Origin of the sequence: Pseudomonas sp. R4-39-08, assembly GCF_003852275.1 — a bacterium.
Lineage (GTDB): Bacteria > Pseudomonadota > Gammaproteobacteria > Pseudomonadales > Pseudomonadaceae > Aquipseudomonas.
This window is the reverse complement of the sequence record NZ_CP027733.1, coordinates 1,931,881-1,955,414: the sequence shown is the minus strand read 5'-3', so window position 1 is coordinate 1,955,414 and position 23,534 is coordinate 1,931,881. Positions and strand designations below refer to the sequence as shown.

Sequence of the window (23,534 nt, the reverse complement as noted above, 5' to 3'; positions counted from 1 at the left end):
CTGAAACATTTTCTTTCATTTCCCCCTTGGGGATTTCTCATTCTCATCCGTCTTAACTTAGATACAGCCCGTCGCGTCAGCAAAAGCTACGACTGGCCTTTTCCGGGCTTCCATCGCCCCTCCGATCAAGACCCTCATTCACATGTCGAAGAAGTCACGCTCAAAACTCTGGTTTCTCGTACACAGCTGGCTGGCGCTGCCCATCTGGTTCTTTGTACTGATCGTCTGCGTCACCGGCACCCTGGCGGTGGTCAGCCAGGAAATCGTCTGGCTGGCCAACCCGGATATCCGTGCGACCAAGCCGTCGGATGATGCCCAGCCGCTGAGCTTCGACCAGGTAATCGCCGCCATCAAGCGCGACGAGCCCGAGGTCATCGTGCGCTCGATCATCCGCCCCGACGAATCACACTTCGCGTTGACCGTCGGCCTCAGCTACCCGGACGGGCGTTCGGTCGAGGCCTATACCAACCCCTACACGGGCGCCATCCAGGGCATCAGCCCATCGTTCGACTTCAAGCAATTTACCCGTGCCCTGCACGGCTGGTGGCTGGTGCCGTTCACCAATGGCTACAGCTGGGGCTGGTACCTGGTGTCGGCGCTCGGCCTGCCCTTGCTGGCCTCATTGGTCACTGGGCTTGTGGTGTACAAGCGTTTCTGGAAAGGCTTTTTGCGCCCCACCCTGCGCATCCGCCACGGCGCGCGCATCTTCTGGGGTGACTTTCACCGCCTGAGCGGTATCTGGTCGATCTGGTTCATCGCCGTCATTTCCATTACCGGCACCTGGTTCCTGATCGAGGCGACCCTGGCCGACAATCAGATTTCCATCTCCAGCGAGCCCATCGTGCCGGTGATTGCCCGGGAGAAGGTGCCGCTGTCCGCCCCCGGCGTGCCGGCCCCGATGATTGCCCTGGACGAAGCGATCAAGATCGCCACCCAGCGCATTCCTGGGCTGGAGGCCACGTTTGCCTTCCTGCCGCTCAATGCCTACAGCCACCTGCAGATCGGCGGGCGCGGCTGGTACCCGCTGATGTTCCAGACTGCGCAACTGAACCCCTACAGCGGTGAAATCGCGGTCTCGCACCTGTTGTCCGACCGCACCACGCTGGAGTTCGTCACCGAGTCCATGCGCCCGTTGCACACCGGTGACTTCGGTGGCCTGTGGATCAAGCTGATCTGGGCCTTCTTCGGCCTGGTGCTGAGCATGATGGTGCTGAGCGGCTTGCTGATCTGGACCAAGCGCACCGCCCTGGCCACCCTCCACGCCCTCAAACGCGAGGCCAAGACCCAGCGCCCGCCTGTGCCCATCCCTGCCCTGCAGGCTGAAACCTCGGAGACGCACTGATGAGCAAGGTCGCGACCAAACCCTCTTCACCCCTACGCGCCGGGTGGCTGAAGTGGCGGTTCCATATAAACATCCTGCTGTTGCTCGTGCCGCTGGGGTTCATGCCCAAGTATTTTTCCGATGCCGCGCTGTTTCGCGGCGATGCCGGCATCGGCGAGCGGGTCGCCGGGGACGTTCAAGTCGGCCCCTGGAGCCTGACCCTCGCGGAATTTCGTAACGAAGGCCCGCGCCCGGACCCGGCCGGCCCGATGAAAACCTTTAACGCCGCCCTGTGCGCCACCTGCGCCGAGCAGGTCAAGGCCACTTACCTGCGCATCGGCAAACCGCGCAGCCTGCGGGCGGCCGGGGTGATCTTCTTTGGCACGCCCTACCGCATGGGCGCCGTCCTGCCGGTGCCGGAGCGCACGCCGGTCGACGCTGAACTGTGGGTCACCATGGAAGGCTGGGACGGCAGCATGCACCAGGGTTCCATTCCACTGAGCCAGGCCTCGCCCGCCACTGTTGCCTGGCTGAACAAGCAAGGAGTCAAACCATGATGTTCAAGCGCCTGATGCGCGCCGCTTGCGTGCTAGTGCTGAGCGCCGGCTTCACTGACGTGGCCTTCGCCCACAACCCGATGTGCGAATGCAAGGAAATCCCCGGCGAGCAGATCCAGTGCAAAGGGGGGTTCTCCGATGGCAGCGGCGCTCCGGGCGTGACCCTGGATGTGATCGGCTACGACGAGACCATCCTGGTGCCGGGCAAGCTCGGTGAGGATTCGACCCTGACCTTCAAGAAACCCGCGGCCGAATTCTATGTGCTGTTCGATGCCGGCCCCGGTCACGTGGTGGAAATCGACCAAGCGGACATCCAGGCGCCATGAGTACCGTACAAATAGTGCGCCCGGCCGGCGCGGGTCATGAAACCCTTTACGTGCTGTTGCTGTGCCTGATCATCCTGGCGGTGTCGGGAACGGTGGTGGCCTTGCACGGTGAGACCCAGGAGCTCGCAGCGGTGCCAAGCCACCAACTGGATGCCCGACGCGACCTGAGCGCCGCCGAACAGGGCATCTACGCCGACCTGCGGGTGACCCTGGATGAAATCCACTTGCTGCAGCAGGAACAAAACGCCCTGCCGACACCGGACCAGTTGGCCCAGGAGGGCTTTGCGCCGTTTGCCCAGGACGCCAGTTCCGTCAGCCGTGGCGATCATCGCTGGCAGCTGCTCGCCCCCTCGGCCTACCTGGGCTTGAGCCAGGCACCGGGCACCAGCGGTTCGCTGTTGATGCGCGTGCACGGCGCCGAGCCGGATATCTGGCTCAACCGTGGCAACGACCTGGCTGCCCCCTCCGACCTCACTGACCAGGCGCTGATCGCTGCCGGCTGGCGGCAAGTGGTCGCGCAATTCGATGCTGGCGTGACCCGCCAGCACCGCCACTGAACGAGAAGACCGATTGCCCATGTCCATTTCATCTCCCCTGTTGCGCCTGTTGCTGGCTGGCCTGTTCAGCCTGATGCTCGCGCCCCTGGCGAACGCCGAGGCGGCTAAACGCCTGCGCATCGGCATCACTTTGCATCCTTACTACAGCTACGTGGCCAACATCGTCGGCGACAAGGCCGAGGTGGTGCCACTGATTCCGGCCGGGTTCAACCCCCATGCCTACGAGCCGCGCGCCGAAGACATCAAGCGCATCGGCACCCTGGACGTGATCGTGCTCAACGGCGTGGGGCATGACGACTTCGCCGACCGCATGATCGCCACCAGCGAGCGCCCGGACATCGCGGTGATCGAAGCCAACGCCAATGTGCCCCTGCTGGCCGCCACCGGCAATGCCGCGCGCGGTGCGGGCAAGGTGGTCAACCCGCACACGTTCCTGTCGATCAGTGCGTCGATTGCCCAGGTCAACAACATCGCCCGCGAGTTGGGCAAGCTCGACCCGGACAACGCCAAGACCTACACCCAGAACGCCCGCGCCTACGGCAAACGCCTGCGCCAGATGCGCGCCGATGCCCTGGCCAAGCTGACCAGTGCGCCCAACCCGGACCTGCGCGTGGCCACGGTACACGCGGCCTACGACTACCTGCTGCGCGAGTTCGGCCTGGAAGTCACCGCCGTGGTCGAACCGGCCCACGGTATCGAGCCCAGCCCCAGCCAGTTGAAAAAAACCATTGATGAACTGCGCGCCCTGGACGTGAAAGTGATTTTCTCGGAAATGGATTTCCCGTCTTCCTATGTCGACACAATCCAACGGGAATCCGGGGTCAAGCTGTATCCGCTGTCGCATATTTCCTACGGTGAATACAGCGCGCAAAAGTATGAGGTGGAAATGACCGGCAACCTCGACACCGTGGTTCGCGCGATCCAGGAGTCGGGAACATGACGGCGGCGCAACCGCTGAACCTGGCCTGTGGCCCGACCCTCGACTTTGACCAGGTGTCGCTGACCTTGGGCCGCACCGTGATTCTCGATGGGGTGAGCTTTCAGGTACGGCCCGGCAGCATTCACGCGTTGGTCGGCCCGAATGGCGGCGGCAAAAGCTCGCTGATCAAGACCCTGCTCGGGCAAACGCCGCACCAGGGCCGCTTGAGCCTGGAGTGGCCGGGCAGCCCCGGCACCATTGGCTATGTGCCCCAGGCCCTGGAGTTCGACCGGGGTTTGCCGATGACCGTGGATGATTTCATGGCCGCCATGTGCCAGCGGCGGCCGGCGTTTCTCGGCCTGTCCCGGCACTACGCCGGTGCGATTGGCGAGGCGCTGGAACGGGTTGGCATGCAGGACAAGCGCAAGCGGCGCATGGGCGCCTTGTCCGGCGGTGAACGCCAGCGGGTATTGCTGGCTCAGGGGCTGATTCCGGCGCCGCAATTGCTGGTGCTGGATGAGCCGATGTCGGCCCTCGATGAGGCCGGTATCCAGGTGTTCGAGCGGCTGCTCGATGACTGGCGACTGGCCGGGATTACCGTGCTGTGGATCGAGCACGACCTGGAGGCAGTCGGGCGCCTGGCCGACCGCGTGACCGGCTTGAACCGCCGTGTACTGTTCGACGCCACGCCGAAACAGGCGCTCACCCCCGATCGCCTGCTGACCCTGTTCTCCACCCACCCTCGGAGCCTGACGCAATGAGTTATGAAGCGTTTCGCCTGATGGTCCAGGGCTGGGCCTCCGCCGGTTATCTGCCCGAGGCACTGGCCTACGGCTTTGTGGTCAACGCCCTGCTCGCCGGTCTGCTGATCGGCCCGGTGCTGGGCGGCCTGGGCACATTGGTGGTGGTCAAGCGCTTTGCGTTTTTCTCCGAAGCGGTCGGGCATGCCGCGCTGACCGGCGTGGCCGTGGGCATCCTGCTCGGGGAACCCTACACCGGGCCCTACGGCAGCCTGTTCGGCTACTGCCTGCTGTTCGGCATCCTGCTCAACTACCTGCGCAACCGTACCGGCCTGGCGCCGGATACGCTGATCGGCGTGTTCCTGTCGGTGTCCCTGGCGCTGGGCGCAAGCCTGCTGCTGATCCTGGCCGGCAAGATCAATGTGCACATCCTGGAAAACGTGCTGTTCGGTTCGGTGCTGACGGTCAACGGCAACGACCTGCTAGTGCTGGCGGTCGTCGGTTCGCTGGTGATGGCCCTGGCGTTGCCGCTGTACAACCGCATCATGCTCGCCAGCTTCAACCCGCAATTGGCGGCGGTGCGCGGAGTGGCGGTGAAGACCCTGGACTATCTGTTCGTGATTCTGGTGACGCTGATCACCGTCGCGGCGGTCAAGGTGATCGGCGCCATCCTGGTCGGTGCGCTGCTGGTGATCCCGGCGGCGGCGGCGCGGCTGCTGAGCCAGTCGCTCAAAGGATTCTTCTGGGTGTCGGTGGCGATTGCGACCGTCAGCACCCTGTGCGGCATCCTGCTGCCGATCATCTTCGACCTGCCGGTGCCTTCCGGCGCCGCAATCATCCTGGTCGCCGGTATCGCCTTCGCCCTCGCCGCGATCGCGCGCGGTACGGTGCCCAGCCTCAAAGGGAATCTTGGATAATGCGCCCTGACTTTCGCCCACTGGCCCTGGCCATGGCTTGCCTGATCAGCACCCCGTCGTTCGCCGTCGTGGATGGCTTTCAAACCAGGGACTTCGTCGCCAACCATGGCCTTGGCCATGCCGCGCTGACCAAGCCCAACACAGTAAAACCGGTCAAGGTGCTGGCCTCGTTGCCGATCACCTACGGCCTCGCGCAAGTGCTGCTCAAAGGCACCGATGTGCAGCTCGAACGCGCCGCCCCCGCCAACCTGCCCGGTTCGCGGCAAGTGTCGTACTTCACCGGGCGCGGTGCGCCAGCGCTGAGCCAACTGGCCCAGGATGCCGATGCCGCCATCGGCCTGCGCTCGCTGTGGGCGGACGACCCGCTCTACCCCGTGGCGCGGCGCAGCAATATCCGCATTGTCGAAGTGGACGCTGCGCGCCCGGTGGATGGCGGCTTACCGGGCATCGCCGTACAGCCGGGCGTCAGTGATGGCTTGAACAGCCAACCGTGGCAGTCGGGCAACAACATGGGGCGCATGGCCGATGTATTGGCGGCCGACCTGAGCCGCCTGGCGCCGGGTGCCAAACCGCAGATCGATGCGAACCTGGCCGCGCTCAAGCAGCACCTGCTCAAGCTCGCCGCCGACAGCGAGGCGCGCCTGGCCCAGGCCGATAACCTGAGTGTGGTCAGCTTGAGCGATCACTTTGCCTATCTGGTCAGCAGCCTGAACCTGGAACTGGTCAGTACCGATGCACGACCGGATGCGGACTGGACGCCTGAAGCGCTGCAACAGCTCAGTGCGCAGTTGAAAACCAATGATGTGGCGACGGTGCTGCACCACCGCCAGCCGAGTGAGGCGGTGAAAGCGGCGGTCACGGCTGGCGGCGCCACCCTGCTGGTGTTGAATGTGGACGGTGTCGACCCGGTGACGGAGCTGCAAACCAATGTGGATCAGGTGATCAAGGCACTCACGCCCTCGTCATAGCCTCAAACCACGTCCACACCTACATGTATCGCATCATGACGCCAGAACTCCAGGTCGCAGTCGATCAAGCGCTGGTGTTGGTCATAGTTGACCCGAGCGATCCGCAAGCCCGGGCTGCCTGCCGATACGCGCAACGCAGCGGCGGCCTCCACCGGCAATGAGGTCGGTACGATCTCGAAACGCACCCGGCCATAGTGCAAGTCGTACTTGCGCGCATACAGTTCGGTCATCGACTGATTCAGGTCGCACGCCAGGATCCCAGGAAAATACTGCGGGTTCAGGTAGTGCTCGACGTACAGCACCAGCCGCCCATCGATCCGCCGCCCCCGGCAGATCTGGATCACGCTGGACAGCGCCGGCAACTGTAACCAGGCGCACACCGCCGCCGATGCCGGTTGCAGGCGTGCAGAAATCACCTGGGTCGATGCCACCCGGCCCTGGTCGTTGACCATCGCGTGAAAGTGGCTGCGCTGCATCAGGTTGTAGGCCAACCGAGGCGGCGAGACGAACCAGCCTCGGCGCTCCTCGCGATAGATCTGCCCTTGGGCTTCAAGCTGTAACAAGGCTTCCCGCACGGTAATGCGAGTGGTACCAAACAACTCGCTGAGCTTGCGCTCGGCGGGCAGTTTGCTGGCGGGCGGCAACAGGCCGTGGTCGATCTGCTCCTGCAGTGCCAGCCCGATGGAGGTTACCGCTTTGATTGCCTCGTCACGCATTAACGTTACCTATCTGGACTAGACCAGCACCATTCAAGTGCACATAAAGCTGCATAAACGTCCCACCTCAATGTTGCGCCAGCCTAGGCATTGCAGATGACCGACAGATGACAGCCGCATCCCCCGCGTGCACCACACCCTGCAATACATCGGCCAAGTCCAGGCGCTACGGGCACTTGGGCATGGTCTACGCTAAGTCTGCGCCGAACGACATCAGCGCCTCAAAAACGACATCGACATGAAACTGTCATCCATCGCGTCTAGATTGGCTCAGGTATTGCTCTGACCTAGACCAACCACACCGCCTGCATAAAACGCCGCGTTGAAAACGCCCAAAGGAGCTTCGGATGAAACAGCTTTTCCTGGCATCACTGTTAGGCTCGACCATTGCCATGTGCACCGCAGCCATGGCCGCTGATACCGATCTAAAAACCCTGGAAGCCGCCGCCAAGTCCGAGGGCGCCGTGAACAGCGTCGGCATGCCCGATGACTGGGCCAACTGGAAAGGGACTTGGGAAGACCTGGCCAAGACCTATGGCCTCAAGCACATCGACACCGACATGAGTTCGGCCCAGGAAATCGCCAAGTTCAAAGCCGAAAAAGACAATGCCAGCGCTGATATCGGCGACGTGGGCGCGGCCTTCGGCCCCATCGCGGTGAAGCAGGAAGTGACCCAGCCTTACAAACCGTCCACCTGGGCCCAGGTGCCGGATTGGGCGAAAGACAAGGACGGCCACTGGGCGCTGGCCTACACCGGCACCATCGCGTTTATCGTCAACAAGAAGCTGCTGCACGGCTCCGAAGTGCCCACCAGCTGGGCCGACCTGCAAACCGGCAAGTACAAGGTCTCGGTGGGTGACGTAAGCACCGCAGCCCAGGCTTCCAACGCTGTGCTGGCAGCCGCCATCGCCAATAAAGGCGACGAGAAAAACATCGCGCCGGGCCTGCAATTTTTCACCAAGATCGCCCAGCAAGGTCGCCTCTCGCTGTCCAACCCGACCATCGCCACCATGGAAAAAGGCGAAGTCGAAGTGGGTATCGTCTGGGACTTCAACGGCCTGAGCTATAAAGCCAAGATGGCCAACCCGGATGACTACGTGGTGCTGATCCCGTCGGATGGCTCAGTGAAATCCGGCTACACCACCATCATCAACAAGTACGCCAAACACCCGAACGCCGCCAAGCTGACGCGCGAATACATTTTCAGCGATGCCGGCCAGATCAACCTGGCCAAAGGCAATGCACGCCCGATCCGCGCCGAAACCGACCTGAAACTGCCGGCTGACATCGCCAAGAACCTGATCCCGGGTGAGCAGTACACCAAGGCCAACCCGCAGCCGATCAAGGATGCCGATGCCTGGGAAGCCACGTCCAAAAAGCTGCCGCAGCTGTGGAACGAGCAGGTCATCGTAGAGATGAAGTAAGCCTGTCGCCCACATTGGAAATCCACTGGAGATCCAATGTGGGAGGGGGCTTGCTCCCGATAGCAGTGTGTCATTCAACAGATTCATTGGCTGATCCACTGCTATCGGGGGCAAGCCCCCTCCCACACTTTTGACCTCGTTCCTCCAGGGAAATTGAGTCAAGTCTATTGCTGCGGAGCGCTCTCCCCCATGAAGCACCCTGTCATCCTTGTCGTGCTCGACGGCCTGAACTTCGCGGTTGCACGGCACGCCATGGGGCATTTGCAGGCCTATGTCGGCGCAGGACGCGCAGCCCTCTACACACTGGAATGTGAACTGCCTGCCCTGTCCCGCCCGCTGTATGAATGCATCCTGACCGGCGTTGCGCCGATCCTGAGCGGCATCGTCCACAACAGCGTCTCGCGCCTGTCCAACCAGCGCAGCATTTTTCATTACGCCCGCGATGCCGGCTTGACCACCGCAGCGGCGGCTTACCACTGGGTGAGCGAACTGTATAACCGCAGCCCCTTTCTCGCCGCCCGTGATCGTCATACCGACGATCAGGCGCTGGCGATCCAGCATGGGCATTTCTACTGGAATGACCACTACCCGGACTCCCACCTGCTGGCCGACGCCGAAAGCCTGCGCCTTGCGCACGCGCCGGACTTTCTGCTGGTGCACCCGATGAACATCGACGACGCCGGCCACAAGCACGGCCTCGACAGCGCGCAGTACCGCAACAGCGCACGCTCGGCCGACATCATTCTCGCCGACTACCTGCAGGGCTGGCTCGACGCCGGTTACCAGGTGCTGGTCACCGCCGACCACGGCATGAACAACGACCGCTCCCACAACGGCCTGCTGCCGGAAGAGCGCGAAGTGCCACTGTTTGTGCTGGGCGACGCCTTCAGCCTGGATGCCAACGCCGCGCCGAAACAGACCGAGCTGTGCGGTACCGTCTGCGAGTTGCTCGGCGTGCCCCACGACAAGCCTGTCTGCCGGGAGTTGCTCAAGTGAATGCCATGAATCGCGGCAAATGGCTGGCCTTGCTGTGCCTGGTGCCCTTCGCGCTGTTCTTTATCGTGTTCGAAATCGCGCCGTTGGCCTGGGTGCTGATCAACAGCCTGCAAACCGAAGACAGCGGTTGGAGCCTGGAAAACTTCACGCGCATCTTCAGCTCGAAGTTCTACCTGCAAGCGATCCAGTTCAGCCTCGAGATCAGTTTCTACTCCAGCGTCTTCGGCATCATCATCGCCACGCTGGGCAGTTACTCCCTGCGCCGGGTCGATTCGCCGCTGCGCAACTTCGTCACCGCCTTCGCCAACATGACCAGCAACTTTGCCGGCGTGCCCCTGGCCTTCGCGTTCATCATCCTGCTGGGGTTCAACGGCAGCATCACCATCATGCTCAAGCAGGCGGGGATCATTGAGGACTTCAACCTGTACTCGAAAACCGGCTTGATCATTCTTTATACGTATTTCCAGATTCCCCTCGGCGTGCTGCTGCTGTACCCGGCCTTCGACGCGTTGCGCGAAGACTGGCGTGAGTCGGCCGCCCTGCTCGGCGCCAATGGCTGGCACTTCTGGCGGCATATCGGCTTGCCGGTCCTGACGCCCGCGCTGCTCGGCACCTTCGTGATTCTGCTGGCCAACGCCCTGGGTGCCTACGCCACGGTGTACGCCCTCACCACCGGCAACTTCAACGTGCTGCCGATCCGCATCGCGGGGCTGGTTTCCGGCGACGTGTCGCTGGACCCGAACCTGGCCAGTGCCCTGGCCGTGGTACTGGTGGCACTGATGACCGTGGTTACGGTGGTCCATCAACTGCTGCTCAAGAGGAGCTACCATGTCTCGCGCTGAAGCCGGCCCGGCGTCGCTCTACCACCGGGTGGTGGTGTACATACTGTTCCTGATCCTGGTACTGCCGCTGGTGGGCACCTTTGTCTATTCCATCTCCAGCAGTTGGTCGGCCACCATCCTGCCCGCCGGTTTCAGCCTGAAATGGTACACGCAGCTATGGAGCGACCCGCGCTTCCTGATGGCTTTCGCGCAATCGTTGCTGGTGTGCGTGGGCGCGCTGGTGCTCTCGGTGGTGTTGATCCTGCCGCTGCTGTTCGTGGTGCATTACCACTTCCCCAAGCTGGATGCGCTGATGAACATCCTGATCCTGCTGCCGTTCGCCGTGCCACCGGTGGTGTCGTCAGTGGGCCTGCTGCAGTTGTACGGTTCCGGCCCCTTGGCGATGGTGGGCACGCCGTGGATTCTGATTGGCTGCTACTTCACCGTGGCGCTGCCGTTCATGTACCGCGCGATCACCAATAACCTGCAGGCCATCAACCTGCGCGACTTGATGGACGCGTCGCAACTGCTCGGCGCCAGCACCTGGCAAGCCGCGATCTTCGTGGTCCTGCCCAATCTGCGCAAAGGCCTGATGGTGGCGCTGCTGCTGTCGTTCTCCTTCCTGTTCGGTGAGTTCGTGTTCGCCAACATCCTGGTCGGCACCCGCTATGAAACCCTGCAGGTGTACCTGAACAACATGCGCAACAGCAGCGGCCACTTCACCAGCGCCGTCGTGATCTCCTACTTCTTCTTTGTGCTGGTGCTGACCTGGGCCGCCAATATCTTGAACAAGGACAAAAGCCAATGAGCTTCGTCAGCGTCCAACATCTGCAAAAAGGCTACGCCGGCACGCCGGTATTCAGTGATATCAACTGCGAAATCGCCAAGGGCGAGTTCGTCACCCTGCTCGGCCCGTCCGGTTGCGGCAAGTCGACCCTGCTGCGCTGCATCGCCGGGCTGACCTCGGTGGACAGTGGGAAAATCCTGCTGGACGGCCAGGACATCGTTCCGCTGAGCCCGCAGAAACGCCACATCGGCATGGTGTTCCAGAGCTATGCGCTGTTCCCCAACATGACCGTGGAGCAGAACGTTGCCTTCGGCCTGCGCATGCAGAAGGTCAATGCCGATGACAGCCACAAGCGGGTGCAGGACGTCCTGCAATTGGTGGAACTCAAAGACCTCGCCGGCCGTTACCCGCATCAGATGTCCGGCGGCCAATGCCAGCGCGTCGCCCTCGCCCGTTCCCTGGTGACCCGCCCGCGCCTGTTGCTGCTGGATGAACCGCTGTCGGCGCTGGATGCCCGGATTCGCAAACACCTGCGCGAGCAGATCCGCCAGATCCAGCGCGAATTGGGGCTGACCACCATCTTCGTCACCCACGACCAGGAAGAAGCCCTGACCATGTCGGACCGCATCTTCCTGATGAACCAGGGCAAGATCGTGCAGAGCGGCGATGCCGAGACCCTCTACACCGCGCCGGTGGATGTCTTCGCCGCCGGTTTTATCGGCAACTACAACCTATTGGATGCCGACAAGGCCAGCCAACTGCTGCAACGTCCAATCAGCGGGCGCATCGCGATCCGCCCCGAAGCCATCGAACTGAGCCGCAGCGGCGAACTCGATGCGCTGGTGCGCAGCCACAGCCTGTTGGGCAACGTGATTCGCTACCGTATCGAAGCGCGTGGCGTGGAGTTGGTAGTGGATGTGCTCAACCGCAGCGCCGATGATCTGCATCCGGACGGCCAGCGCCTGGCACTTTCCATCGACCCCAGCGCCCTGTGTGAAGTAGCCTGACGGGCGACGATTGACTGAGAGAGCAGACGGATGGCATTGGTAATTTTTGATCTGGACGACACCCTGATCCACGGCGACTGCGCCACGTTATGGAGCGCACAGATGGGCCGCCTGGGCTGGGTCGACCCGGAATCCTTCATGCGCAGGAACGACGAACTGATGGCAGCCTACAGCCGGGGCGAGTTGCGCATGGAAGACTTCATGGATTTCAGCCTGGAGCCGATGATCGGCCGCACCCCGGAAGAAATCGAACACCTGGTGGAGCCCTGGGTCGAGGACGTGATCGAGCCGCTGATCTACAGCGACGCGACCAAGACCATCGCCCGGCACCGCGCCAATGGCGACCGGATCCTGGTGATTTCCGCCTCGGGTACGCACCTGGTCACACCGATTGCGGCGCGCATCGGTATCGACGAAGTGCTCGGCATCGAGCTGGATGTCAGCCATGGCGTGTACAGCGGCGGTACGGTAGGCGTACTGACTTACCGCGAAGGCAAGATCACACGGCTGCTGGCATGGTTGGAGCAGGAAGGTGAAAACCTGGAGGGCGCGTATTTCTATTCGGATTCGCGCAATGACCTGCCGTTATTGCTCAACGTGGACCATCCGCAGGTGGTCAACCCGGACCCGGTACTGCGCGAACACGCAGAAAACGCCGGCTGGCCGATCCACCACTGGGTCTGAACCAACCGGGATCCCATGTGGGAGGGGGCTTGCTCCCGATGGCGGTGTATCAGATGAAACATTCTTCACTGACACACCGCCATCGGGAGCAAGCCCCCTCCCACTCTGAAATTCAGCGCGATGAGAGTTCGCTACCACCTCACAAATGCGAACTTGGCCTACATCGCACGTAGGAGCGAGCTATTCCACCGCTCGACATCACCCTCAACGCCTTGCAATGCTTTCACAGTGCCTCCATAGTGAGTCCGGACTGAGCCCGTAGCAGTAGCGCCGGGCTTTTTGCATTATGCGACCGGACCATATGGAACCGGCTCCCTCAAAGACGGCCTAATATGCGTTATCAATTGCCCCCGCGTCGAATCAGCATGAAGCATCTGTTCCCCAGCACCGCCCTCGCTCTTTTCATTGGTCTCGGCTTCGCGTCGATGTCGACCAATACGTTCGCAGCCAATAGCTGGGACAACCTTCAGCCTGATCGCGATGAGGTGATTGCCAGCCTTAACGTCGTCGAGTTGCTCAAGCGCCATCACTACAGCAAGCCGCCGCTGGATGACGCGCGCTCGGTGATCATCTACGACAGCTACCTCAAGCTGCTGGATCCGTCGCGCAGCTACTTCCTGGCCAGTGATATCACTGAGTTCGACAAATGGAAGACCCAGTTCGACGATTTCCTCAAGAGCGGCGACCTGCAGCCAGGTTTCACCATCTACAAGCGTTACCTGGACCGTGTCAAAGCGCGTCTGGACTTCGCTTTGGGTGAGTTGAACAAAGGCATCGACAAGCTCGACTTCACCGAGAAGGAAACCCTTCTGGTGGACCGCAAGGACGCCCCTTGGCTGACCAGCACCGCCGCACTCGACGACCTGTGGCGCAAACGCGTCAAGGACGAGGTGCTGCGCCTGAAGATCGCCGGCAAAGAGCCCAAGGCCATCCAGGAACTGTTGACCAAGCGCTACAAGAATCAACTGGCGCGCCTGGACCAGACCCGTGCCGAAGACATCTTCCAGGCTTACATCAACACTTTCGCGATGTCCTACGACCCGCACACCAATTATCTGTCGCCAGATAACGCGGAAAATTTTGATATCAACATGAGTCTGTCCCTGGAAGGCATCGGTGCCGTCCTGCAAAGCGACAATGACCAAGTCAAGATCGTGCGCCTGGTACCGGCGGGTCCGGCGGACAAGACCAAGCAGGTCGCCCCGGCCGACAAGATCATCGGTGTGGCCCAGGCCGACAAAGAGATGGTCGATGTGGTCGGCTGGCGCCTGGACGAAGTGGTCAAGCTGATCCGCGGGCCCAAAGGCAGCGTGGTGCGCCTGGAAGTGATTCCGCACACCAATGCACCGAACGACCAGACCAGCAAGATCGTGTCGATCACCCGTGAAGCGGTGAAACTCGAAGACCAGGCCGTGCAGAAGAAAGTCCTCAGCCTCAAGCAGGATGGCAAGGACTACAAGCTGGGTGTGATTGAAATCCCGGCCTTCTACCTGGACTTCAAGGCCTTCCGCGCCGGTGACCCGGACTACAAGTCCACCACACGCGACGTGAAGAAAATCCTGACGGAACTGCAGAAGGAAAAAGTCGACGGCGTGGTCATCGACCTGCGCAACAACGGCGGCGGTTCCCTGCAGGAAGCCACCGAGCTGACCAGCCTGTTCATCGACAAGGGCCCGACCGTGTTGGTGCGCAACGCTGACGGCCGTGTCGACGTGCTGGAAGACGAAAACCCGGGCGCCTTCTACAAAGGGCCGATGGCATTGCTGGTCAACCGTCTCTCGGCCTCGGCTTCGGAGATTTTCGCCGGCGCCATGCAGGACTACCACCGAGCGCTGATCATCGGTGGCCAGACCTTCGGCAAAGGCACCGTGCAGACCATCCAGCCGCTGAACCATGGCGAGCTCAAACTGACGCTGGCCAAGTTCTACCGGGTTTCCGGGCAGAGCACCCAGCATCAGGGTGTACTGCCGGACATCGACTTCCCGTCGATCATCGACACCAAGGAAATCGGCGAGAGCGCCCTGCCCGAAGCCATGCCGTGGGACACCATCCGTCCTGCGATCAAGCCGGCGTCGGACCCGTTCAAACCGTTCCTGACCCAGCTCAAAGCTGACCACGACACGCGCTCCGCCAAGGATGCAGAGTTCGTCTTCATCCGCGACAAGCTGGCCCTGGCCAAGAAGTTGATGGAAGAGAAAACCGTCAGCCTCAACGAAGCGGATCGTCGCAAGCAGCACGCCGACATTGAAAATCAACAGCTTGTCCTGGAAAACGTGCGCCGCAAGGCCAAGGGCGAAGAGCCGCTCAAAGAGCTGAAGAAAGAAGATGAAGATGCGCTGCCCACCGAGGCAGATAAAACCAAGCCGGAAGACGACGCCTATCTGGCCGAGACCGGTCGCATCCTGCTGGACTACCTGAAAATCACCAAGCAGGTGGCCAAGCAGTAAATGATGGCAATTTAATGTGACCGCTCCTCGGAGTGTCATCATATAGACATCATTCTGTCGTGAAATAAAAGACCGCAGGCTTCAAGCCTGCGGTCCTTTTTTTTCGCTCGAGATCGCCATGACCATGACCGAACAGCTGGATGCACTGGGCTCTATCCTGGCTCAAGGCAGTTTGCACAGCCTGTTCCAACCCATCATCTGCTTGTCTGAACGACGCGTTCTCGGCTATGAGGCCCTCAGTCGCGGCCCGTCCAACAGCCCGCTGCACTCCCCCGTCGCGCTGTTCTCCATTGCCAGCCATGCCGGGCGCCTGAGCGAACTGGAAATGGCCTGCCGTGCGAGCGCCTGCCGCCGCTTCAGCGAGCAAAAGCTGCCGGGCAAGCTGTTTCTCAATATCTCGCCGGAATCCCTGATGGAGACGGCGCACCAACCGGGACGCACGCTGCAGCTGTTGCGCGATTTCGGGATTGCCCCCAGCCAGGTGGTGATCGAACTCACCGAACAAACCCCCACCGATGATTTCCAGCTGTTGCAGACCGCGTTGCATCATTATCGCGGCATGGGCTTTGCCATCGCTCTGGATGACCTGGGCGCCGGTTACTCCAGCCTGCGGTTGTGGTCGGAGCTGCGCCCGGATTATGTGAAGATCGATCGGCACTTTATCGACGGCATTCACCAGGACGCCCTCAAGCGCGAATTCGTCGGTTCGATCATGCAGATCGCCAAGGCGTCCCGCGCCCAAGTGATCGCCGAAGGGATCGAATTGCCGGAAGAGTTGGCGGTGTTGACCGACATGGGCGTCGATCTGGTCCAGGGCTACCTGCTTTGCCGGCCCCAGGAACAGCCGCCGCAAGAAGCACGCTTGATGCTGCCCAAGCCGGATAACGCCAATATCGCCCTCAGTGAAGAAGGCAGTGACCTGAGTGCCCTGCTCAATGAACAGCCGGCGGTGGACCAAAACACCGCAACCGCCCAGGTGCTCGAATCCTTCCGCCGCCAGGCCAATCTCAATTCACTGGCGGTGCTCGATAGCCGCGGCCACCCGGTCGGCATTGTGCATCGACACTCGCTGTCGGACGCGCTGCTCAAACCCTTCGCTACCGACCTGTTCGCCCGCAAACCGATCAGTCGCCTGATGAGCGACGACTTCCTGGCCGTGGAGTTGAGCCAGTCCCTGCAGCAGGTCAGCCGCTTGCTGACCAGCCGCGCGCGGCAACGCATTGAAGAAGATTTCATCATTACCTTGAACGGTGATTATCTGGGGCTGGGCCGGGTCATCGATGTGCTCAAGCTGATCACCGAGCTGAAAATCCAGCAGGCGCGTTACGCCAACCCGCTCACCCTGTTACCGGGCAACGTGCCGATCCAGCAGTGCTTGACGCGTCTGCTGCAGCAGCAGCGTGAATCGGTGATCTGCTACGTGGACATCGACAGCTTCAAGCCATTCAACGATATCTATGGTTATGGGCGCGGGGATGAGGTGCTGTTGTGCCTGGCGCAGTGCCTGAACGACCGGGTCGACCCCAGCCGCGACTTTGTCGGGCATATCGGTGGCGATGACTTTTTACTGGTGCTGGGCCCACAGGACTGGCGCAAACGCCTCAATCAACTGCTGGATGACTTTCACACCCAATGCCGGCGCTTCTACCGCGCCGAGCACCTCGACGCCGGCTGCTTCGTCGCACTCAACCGCCAGGGCGTACGCCAGGAGTTCGCGTTGCTTTCACTGTCGATTGGCGTGGTGCATTTGTATCCACAGGCCTGTGCGCAACTCGATGCCAGCCAGTTGGCGGAACTGGCGTCGCAGGCCAAGCACCATGCCAAAGCAGTGGCCGGCTACAGCATCCATGTGATCGACAGCCTGGACCTGCTGCCCGCCTAGGCCTCGGCGGATTCCGGGTACTCGTACTCGAACACCCGCACCACCTCCGAAGCGTGCCAGGAGGCGGCGGCCACACCGTCGGAGGGCCCGCTGAAACGTCCCAGGCGCTCCACACACTCAAAGAACCCCGTACGCGGCAAGCGGCTGGCGCCCTGGCTGATCACCAGCGAGCTGCGCAGCGGCTGCTCGGCCTTGGCGTCCAGCGCCGCCAGGTGCTCCAGGGCGGCGGCCAGGGTCTGCATCGCCGGCGTCGGGAACTGCAGGCGCTCGAGCAGCGCACGATAGGTCAGCAGATGGCGCTGGCGGCGTGCCTGGTCCAGTTCGTTGAGTAACCCATCCCAATGTTGACGGCTGATACGTAGGCTCACGATTCTTCCCTCCAACCTGCAACGCCCAATTCCCAGGCCAGGCTGCGGCGAATGGCGGCATCCGGCTGGCGTTCACCCGTTTCAATCAAACCCAGGTACGAGGGGCTGATACCCACCGTGCGCGCCAGGGTTTCGATGGCCAGGCCCTTGGCTTCACGCAGGCCGCGCAGGGCTGCGAGCGGGCGCAGGTCCTGGTCGGTGACAGTGGGTGCGGCAGGGGAAGGAGCGAATGTGGGGGGTTGCTGACCGGCCGCTTTTAGCAGCGCCTGGTACTGGTCCCATGGCAACACCGCATATTCGGGTTCGCCATTGCGTGAAATGATCTGGATATCCATGACTGCCCCGTAGGATAAAAACACTTACTAAGTAAGTTCTTTCCTTAGAAGTGTAATCCTAACAGCCACAGAGGTCGCAGAGGATAGTCAATAGCATTAGTTTTTTTGCGGATTTTCCCGGGCGAGCAGCTCGGGTGTGGCGGGCAGGCGCTCGACCACGGCCAGCTTTTCCGGGCGCTGCGCGTCACGCCAGGCACGAAACGCGCTCAGCTCGCCGCTCAGGGTCTTCATGACCCATGCCAGCACGGCGATGTCGTCGAGCATGCCGAACATGGGGATAAAGTCCGGGATCGCGTCAATCGGACTGAGGAAGTACATCAGCCCCGCCACCACCGAGATCAACGCCTTGGGGCTGATCGCCCGATATTCGCCGCGCCAGTAGGCCAGGCACAGGGCCTGGAGCAACTTGAGATCATCCTTGAGCTGGCCCACGCGATTGCCCTGGCTTGAGCCCTTGGCAGCGACCGCGAACAGCAGCGTTGGCAAACGGCCACGCCCGAGCAGACGTGCGGCCATGGGCAGGAAGCGGGTGAAATTGAAGGGTGGTTTCATGGGTCACTCCAGTTCCATACGACAGAAAGGTTATCCACACAAATTGTGGATAACCTTGTGAACAGAGCCTTTTTTCCTGGCTGAAAGCCACGGACTACAAGGCTTGCAGTCAGATCGGGCGTTTTTTGCGCACATCAAAAAAACCCAAGATTTCATTGACTTGGCAGGCGTGTGCGGCTACCCGTGCTCGAGTTTTATATCAGACTGCTTCAGGTTGCGGACGTTCGTTTGGATTTGCCCGGGCGTTGCGGCATCTGGCGAGCCTCACAGGGGCTTTGCAGCGCCTCAAACCCCATAAACGACAACGCCCCGTCGAAACGGGGCGTTGTCTGTTCAAGTGCCGATTACTTCTTGGCGGCAGGTGCAGCAGGTGCGGCAGCGGCGTCAGCCTTGGCTGGGTCCTTGATGGCCAGCAGCTCCAGGTCGAATACCAGCACGGAGTTGGCTGGAATCGTCGGGCTCGGGCTCTGGGCGCCGTAAGCCAGGTCGGACGGGATGTACAGCTCGACCTTCTCGCCTACGTGCATCAGTTGCAGGCCTTCGACCCAACCTGGGATCACACCGCTGACCGGCAGGTCAATCGGGCTGCCACGGTCTACGGAGCTGTCAAAGGTGGTGCCGTTGGTGAGCTTGCCGGTGTAGTGAACAGTCACCACGTCGGTCGGCTTGGGCTGGGCGCCGTCGGCTTTCTTGACGATCTTGTACTGCAGACCGGAAGCGGTGGTGACGACGCCGTCTTTCTTGGCGTTGTCTTCGAGGAATTTCTTGCCGGCTGCCGCCGACTCTTCGCTCATTTTGGTCATGCGTTCTTCAGCGCGCTTTTGCAGCGCGGCAAAGGCTTCAACCAGTTCGTCGTCCTTGAGCTTCTGCTCTTTCTTGCCGACCGCATCTTCAATGCCTTGGGCTACCGCTTTGGAGTCCAGGTCATCCATGCCTTCCTGGGCAAGGCTTTTGCCCATGTTCAGGCCGATGCCGTAGGAAGCTTTTTGCGCCGGGGTTTTCAGCTCTACGCTGGTCTGCGAATCACAACCCGCAAGTACCAGGCTAACCAGGGCCACCGCCGCCGCCAACCGATGCTGTTTCATGCTATTTCCTTGTTCATGCGCCAAAAGGGCATTCGAATAAAGTCGCGAGCTTATCAGGCGGCCACGACCAATGGCTACCGGCATGTGAGCAGGAAACGTCTGATAAGTTCACGTGTTTAAAAGCATTTCATCCATGATGAAGGCCCGCGACGGATCGTGGGACGGCCACTACCAGGCTCATGGCCACTTGCCGCACCCTTGGCGTAGTGGCATAACAACGTGATAACTCGACAAGGATAGTTAACTTGCGCATTTTTTCCCGTGTTTTCCTCGTGATCCTCATCGCCCTGGGCCTGATTCTGGCCGTGGTGCTCTACTACATCGTCAACCCCAAGCTGCCGGATTACGTGCCCGTGGAGCAGGTGCACTACCAGGATCAATGGAGCGCCGCCGACCGCCAGACCTATTACTTCACACCCCAGGGCACCCAGGTCAAAGGCCTGCACTACGACTGGTTCAGCGCCCTGGAGCTGCCGTTTTCCGAGCGCCGTTTTGCCACGCCTGAGTACCTGGCCCGTTTCGGTTTCCTGGTCGACCCCAAGCAAGTGCCCACCACGCAAAACCCCGGCAACCTGCCTGTAGGTTTCGCCCGGCATAAAAATGCCGGCAGCGACGTTGAATACCTGGATATCACCTGCGCCGCCTGCCACACCGGTGAGTTGCACTTCAAGGGCCAGGCCCTGCGCATCGACGGCGGCTCAGCCCAGCATGTGCTGCCGTCAAGCGTGCCGACCTTGCGCGGCGGCAGTTTCGGCCAAGCCCTGGTCGCGAGCCTTGCGGCAACTTATTACAACCCGTGGAAGTTCGAGCGCTTCGCCCGCCAGGTCCTGGGCGACCGCTACGAAGCCGAGCACAGCCAACTGCGCCGGGACTTCAAACAGTCGTTGGACACATTCATTAAGGTCGCCTGGAACGATACCCACCGGGGCCTCTACCCCACCGAAGAAGGGCCGGGGCGCACCGACGCCTTCGGCCGCATCGCCAATGCCAGCTTCGGCGATGCCATTTCGCCGCAGAACTACCGCATCGCCAACGCCCCGGTGGACTACCCGCAGCTGTGGGATATCTGGACCTTCGACTGGGTGCAATGGAACGGTTCGGCCCAGCAACCCATGGCACGCAATATCGGTGAAGCCCTCGGCGTCGGCGCGACCCTGGACTTCTTCGACGCTGCCGGCCAGCCTTTGCAGGGCGACGCGCGCTACCCGTCCAGCGTACGCGTGCGTGATCTGAACCTGATCGAAGAAACCTTGCAGCGCCTCAAGCCGCCCACCTGGCCGCAAGAGCTGTTCGGCGCCATCGACAAACCGCTCGCCGCTCGAGGCCGCGCACTGTTCGCGGAAAACTGCGCCGGTTGCCACGTGCCCAGCGTCATCGCGGACAAAGGTCGTCCGGTGCAACAATTGAAGATGTTGGCGGTGGACTACATCGGCACCGACCCCAACACCGCCAACAACATTGCCGACCAGCGCTACGACCTCAGCGCCCTGCAATGGGATCCAGCGGAACTGGCCACGCTCAATGTGCAGCTGCACCCCACACCAACCACGCCACTGGACCCGAAACGAATGTCCGTGGCCCAGGGCCTGGCATATGTCACCGCGTTCGTTGAAGAACACGCCTACCGCGCCGCAGGCGTGACTCCCGCCGAACGCCCCGGCCTGGATGGGTTTGACCTGCCCATCGGGGTGCGCGAATTACGTGCTTACAAAGCCCGGCCGCTAGCGGGCGTGTGGGCCACCCCGCCGTTCCTGCACAACGGTTCCGTGCCGACGATTTACCAGTTGCTTTCACCCCAGGATGAACGCAGCAGCACCTTCTATAAAGGCACGTTCAACTACGACCCGCGTCACCTGGGCTTTGAAACCACTGCCTTCAAGAACGCCTTCCTGTTCGATACCAAAATCACCGGCAACCACAACAGCGGCCACGAATTCCGTGCCGGCCAGCGTGGCAACGGCGTGATCGGCCGGGGCTTGCTCCCCGAAGAACGCTGGGCGCTGCTGGAATACCTCAAAGTGCTGGGCGGCCCGCTGGAGCAACAACTGCCATGATGACTCGATCCCGCTATGACCGACCTTCCCTGCTCGCCCGCCTCTGGCTGCGTCTCGGCGGGTTTCTCGGTAAAACCTTGCTGTGGCTGGTGGGTCTTGGCCTGCTCGGTTGGCTCGGCGCCAGCGCCTGGTACGCCTGGCAACACAGCGGCCCGGTGTCGCCAAATGAGCAGATTCCGCCCGGCGAGGCCGCCATGACCCAGGGCATCATTCAGACGGCGGTACGCATCGTCGACCAGCACCGCGAAGGCACGCGCTACCTGCGCGATGCCCATGCCAAGGCGCATGGCTGTGTGAAAGCCGAAGTCAGCGTGCCGGCCGACCTCGACCCGGCCTTGCGCCAGGGTGTATTCGCCGAGCCGGGCAAAACCTGGCAGGCGACGATGCGCTTGTCCAACGGCAATGCCTACCCGCAATTCGACAGCATCCGCGATGCCCGCGGCATGGCCCTCAAGCTGCTGGATGTACCGGGCAAACAGCTGATGGCCGACCAGCAAGCGCGCACGGAACAGGACTTCGTGATGTTCAGCCACCCGAACTTCTTTGTCAGCGATGTGGCCGAATATGCGCAGAACATCGGGGCCCAGGCGGATGGCAAGAAAGTGCTGGCGTTCTTCCCCAAGGCCGACCCACGCACCTGGCAGATACGCCACCTGTTCATCGCCCTGGCAACCCTCGCCCCCGCCCCGGCCAGCCCGACGCAGACCACCTACTTTTCGGTTTCGCCTTACAAGTTCGGTGCGGCCAACGCCAAGTTCCGCGTCGCCCCCGACCCGCAAAGCTGCCCGGAATATACGTTGCCCAAACAGAACCTGGACCTGCCGAACTTCCTGCGCAGCGCCTTGAACCAGCAGCTCTCCATCGACCGCGTACCGGCGTGCTTCGTGTTGCAGATCCAGCGACAGAACCCGCAGACATTCATGCCCATTGAAGACACCAGTATCGAATGGAAGGAAAGCGACGCCCCTTTTGAAACCGTGGCCAAGGTGCGGATTCCCGCGCAGGACTTCGACACGCCCGCGCTGAATCTCGCCTGTGACAACCAGTCATTCAACCCCTGGTTCGGCGTGGAAGAACACCGCCCCATCGGCGGCATCAACCGCCTGCGCAAGGCGGTGTATGAAGCCGTCAGCGATTACCGCCACAGCCGCAACGCACCGTAGGCTCGGTGCCTGCTTGCCAGCAGAGGAAACCGATGTGAATTGCGCTTACCTGTATCGCCCGGCAACCGCCGCCGACATGCCCGCCGCCCATGCACTGTCCGTGCACCTCAAATGGCCGCATCGCGAGGAAGACTGGGCGATGGTGCAGCGCACATCCGAAGGCTTCGTCGCCGAACAGGACGGTGTCTTGGCAGGCGTCGCATTCGCCTGCCATCAGGGGGCTTATTCGTCCATCGGCCTGGTGATCGTCAGTCATCAGCACCAGCGCAAAGGCATCGGGCGTCGCTTGATGAATCTGTGCCTGGACAGCGTGGGCCCGCGCACGCCGATCCTCAATGCCACCGAGTCAGGCGCGCCGCTGTACGCCAGCATGGGATTCGTTGAATTTGCGCGGATTCAGCAACATCAGGGCGTGCCGCAGACGCCGGAGCCCCTACCCGAGACCCGCCACGCGCAGTGTCGCGTACTGAACCGGGCCGACTACCCCAAGGTAATCGAACTGGCCAATGCCGCCAGCGGCCTGGACCGCACCGGTGTACTCAACGACCTGCTGCCGACGGCCGAGCACGTGGTGGGCGTCGAAGTAGAGGGGCACCTGCAAGGGTGCGCCCTGCTCCGCCAGTTTGGTCGCGGCCACCTCATTGGCCCCGTCGTCGCGCAACACCCGGAGCAGGCCCGACACTTGATCACTCACCTTCTTCGGTTGATCCCGGGTGCGTTCGTGCGTTTGGATATTCCCACCGCATGCGGGTTGGCCGACTGGCTGGAAAACCTGGGGCTGCCCTGCGTGGATAACTCGCCACGGATGGTGCGCGGCGTGCCGCCCCGATCAAGCGCCGGGGTCACCGAGTTCGCGCTGGTGACCCAAGCGATCGGCTGAAGCACAAAGCCTGCCGGGCGGATTCAGC

At 61.8% G+C, this 23,534-nt stretch carries 24 protein-coding genes; 19 read left to right on the top strand and 5 right to left on the bottom strand.

The annotated features are described in order from the left end of the window. The first annotated feature begins 142 nt into the window (after positions 1-142). From C4J88_RS09015 to C4J88_RS08980, 8 genes are read left to right on the top strand one after another with little or no spacing between them, the layout of a single operon-like run. Entirely contained in the window at positions 143-1,342 is a 1,200-nt protein-coding gene (locus C4J88_RS09015) for a PepSY domain-containing protein (RefSeq protein ID WP_124406770.1), read from the top strand. After that, positions 1,342-1,878, top strand: a complete 537-nt coding sequence (locus tag C4J88_RS09010; protein ID WP_124406769.1) for a thiamine pyrophosphate-binding protein — start codon at positions 1,342-1,344, stop codon at positions 1,876-1,878. Before C4J88_RS09015 ends, C4J88_RS09010 begins: the two co-directional genes overlap by 1 nt. Beyond that, on the top strand, positions 1,875-2,204 hold the full coding sequence (locus C4J88_RS09005) for a hypothetical protein (protein WP_124366486.1): 330 nt from the start codon (positions 1,875-1,877) through the stop codon (positions 2,202-2,204). Before C4J88_RS09010 ends, C4J88_RS09005 begins: the two co-directional genes overlap by 4 nt. Beyond that, positions 2,201-2,761 (top strand): DUF6162 family protein, encoded by a 561-nt coding sequence (locus tag C4J88_RS09000; RefSeq protein WP_124406768.1) that lies wholly within the window; start codon positions 2,201-2,203, stop codon positions 2,759-2,761. Before C4J88_RS09005 ends, C4J88_RS09000 begins: the two co-directional genes overlap by 4 nt. Positions 2,762-2,780: 19 nt before the next feature. Beyond that, the gene (locus C4J88_RS08995; RefSeq protein WP_124406767.1) at positions 2,781-3,701 is read left to right on the top strand and encodes a metal ABC transporter substrate-binding protein; all 921 of its coding nucleotides are present in this window, start codon (positions 2,781-2,783) and stop codon (positions 3,699-3,701) included. Next, the gene (locus C4J88_RS08990) at positions 3,698-4,441 is read left to right on the top strand and encodes a metal ABC transporter ATP-binding protein (protein ID WP_124406766.1); all 744 of its coding nucleotides are present in this window, start codon (positions 3,698-3,700) and stop codon (positions 4,439-4,441) included. The genes C4J88_RS08995 and C4J88_RS08990 overlap by 4 nt, the downstream gene beginning before the upstream one ends. Next, positions 4,438-5,337, top strand: a complete 900-nt coding sequence (locus C4J88_RS08985) for a metal ABC transporter permease (RefSeq protein ID WP_124362049.1) — start codon at positions 4,438-4,440, stop codon at positions 5,335-5,337. Before C4J88_RS08990 ends, C4J88_RS08985 begins: the two co-directional genes overlap by 4 nt. Further along, the gene (locus C4J88_RS08980; protein ID WP_124406765.1) at positions 5,337-6,305 is read left to right on the top strand and encodes a metal ABC transporter solute-binding protein, Zn/Mn family; all 969 of its coding nucleotides are present in this window, start codon (positions 5,337-5,339) and stop codon (positions 6,303-6,305) included. Before C4J88_RS08985 ends, C4J88_RS08980 begins: the two co-directional genes overlap by 1 nt. Positions 6,306-6,307: 2 nt before the next feature. Here the strand turns inward: C4J88_RS08980 and C4J88_RS08975 are convergent, their stop codons facing one another. Further along, positions 6,308-7,021: a UTRA domain-containing protein gene (locus C4J88_RS08975; RefSeq protein ID WP_124406764.1), complete on the bottom strand. Its 714-nt coding sequence runs from the start codon at positions 7,019-7,021 to the stop codon at positions 6,308-6,310. Positions 7,022-7,368: 347 nt separating this feature from the next. On the opposite strand from C4J88_RS08975, the gene C4J88_RS08970 reads away from it, so the two are divergent. The 8 genes from C4J88_RS08970 (at position 7,369) to C4J88_RS08935 (ending at position 17,069) form a co-directional block, all read left to right on the top strand. Then, positions 7,369-8,445: an ABC transporter substrate-binding protein gene (locus tag C4J88_RS08970; protein ID WP_124366480.1), complete on the top strand. Its 1,077-nt coding sequence runs from the start codon at positions 7,369-7,371 to the stop codon at positions 8,443-8,445. 189 nt (positions 8,446-8,634) lie between these two features. Further along, a complete protein-coding gene (locus C4J88_RS08965; RefSeq protein WP_124406763.1) occupies positions 8,635-9,441 on the top strand; it encodes an alkaline phosphatase family protein in 807 nt (268 codons plus the stop codon). Positions 9,442-9,446: 5 nt separating this feature from the next. Then, positions 9,447-10,283: an ABC transporter permease subunit gene (locus C4J88_RS08960; protein WP_164485241.1), complete on the top strand. Its 837-nt coding sequence runs from the start codon at positions 9,447-9,449 to the stop codon at positions 10,281-10,283. Beyond that, complete coding sequence (locus tag C4J88_RS08955) at positions 10,270-11,070, top strand: ABC transporter permease (protein WP_124370219.1); 801 nt, start codon at positions 10,270-10,272, stop codon at positions 11,068-11,070. Before C4J88_RS08960 ends, C4J88_RS08955 begins: the two co-directional genes overlap by 14 nt. Then, the gene (locus tag C4J88_RS08950; RefSeq protein ID WP_124403602.1) at positions 11,067-12,056 is read left to right on the top strand and encodes an ABC transporter ATP-binding protein; all 990 of its coding nucleotides are present in this window, start codon (positions 11,067-11,069) and stop codon (positions 12,054-12,056) included. Before C4J88_RS08955 ends, C4J88_RS08950 begins: the two co-directional genes overlap by 4 nt. Positions 12,057-12,086: 30 nt before the next feature. After that, positions 12,087-12,740 (top strand): HAD family phosphatase, encoded by a 654-nt coding sequence (locus C4J88_RS08945; protein ID WP_124406762.1) that lies wholly within the window; start codon positions 12,087-12,089, stop codon positions 12,738-12,740. A gap of 365 nt (positions 12,741-13,105) precedes the next feature. Then, complete coding sequence (locus C4J88_RS08940) at positions 13,106-15,187, top strand: carboxy terminal-processing peptidase (protein ID WP_177412791.1); 2,082 nt, start codon at positions 13,106-13,108, stop codon at positions 15,185-15,187. Between the two features lie 118 nt (positions 15,188-15,305). Then, positions 15,306-17,069 (top strand): bifunctional diguanylate cyclase/phosphodiesterase, encoded by a 1,764-nt coding sequence (locus tag C4J88_RS08935; protein WP_124406761.1) that lies wholly within the window; start codon positions 15,306-15,308, stop codon positions 17,067-17,069. Here C4J88_RS08935 and C4J88_RS08930 read toward each other — a convergent pair. The 4 genes from C4J88_RS08930 to C4J88_RS08915 form a co-directional block, all read right to left on the bottom strand. After that, complete coding sequence (locus C4J88_RS08930; protein WP_005786715.1) at positions 17,066-17,437, bottom strand: hypothetical protein; 372 nt, start codon at positions 17,435-17,437, stop codon at positions 17,066-17,068. The genes C4J88_RS08935 and C4J88_RS08930 overlap by 4 nt on opposite strands. Continuing rightward, positions 17,434-17,772, bottom strand: coding sequence for a helix-turn-helix transcriptional regulator (locus C4J88_RS08925; protein WP_124370214.1), 339 nt, complete (start codon positions 17,770-17,772; stop codon positions 17,434-17,436). Before C4J88_RS08925 ends, C4J88_RS08930 begins: the two co-directional genes overlap by 4 nt. Before the next feature lie 96 nt (positions 17,773-17,868). Further along, the gene (locus C4J88_RS08920) at positions 17,869-18,324 is read right to left on the bottom strand and encodes a YkvA family protein (protein ID WP_124406760.1); all 456 of its coding nucleotides are present in this window, start codon (positions 18,322-18,324) and stop codon (positions 17,869-17,871) included. A 344-nt stretch (positions 18,325-18,668) separates the two neighbouring features. Continuing rightward, positions 18,669-19,409 (bottom strand): FKBP-type peptidyl-prolyl cis-trans isomerase, encoded by a 741-nt coding sequence (locus tag C4J88_RS08915; protein WP_124362036.1) that lies wholly within the window; start codon positions 19,407-19,409, stop codon positions 18,669-18,671. A gap of 245 nt (positions 19,410-19,654) precedes the next feature. Here C4J88_RS08915 and C4J88_RS08910 point away from each other — a divergent pair, with 245 nt between their 5' ends. From C4J88_RS08910 to C4J88_RS08900, 3 genes are all read left to right on the top strand, one after another. Beyond that, the gene (locus C4J88_RS08910; RefSeq protein ID WP_124406759.1) at positions 19,655-21,463 is read left to right on the top strand and encodes a di-heme-cytochrome C peroxidase; all 1,809 of its coding nucleotides are present in this window, start codon (positions 19,655-19,657) and stop codon (positions 21,461-21,463) included. Beyond that, positions 21,460-22,626 (top strand): catalase family protein, encoded by a 1,167-nt coding sequence (locus C4J88_RS08905; protein ID WP_124406758.1) that lies wholly within the window; start codon positions 21,460-21,462, stop codon positions 22,624-22,626. The genes C4J88_RS08910 and C4J88_RS08905 overlap by 4 nt, the downstream gene beginning before the upstream one ends. A 76-nt stretch (positions 22,627-22,702) precedes the next feature. Continuing rightward, positions 22,703-23,506, top strand: coding sequence for a GNAT family N-acetyltransferase (locus tag C4J88_RS08900; protein WP_256659129.1), 804 nt, complete (start codon positions 22,703-22,705; stop codon positions 23,504-23,506). The last annotated feature ends 28 nt before the right edge of the window (positions 23,507-23,534 follow it).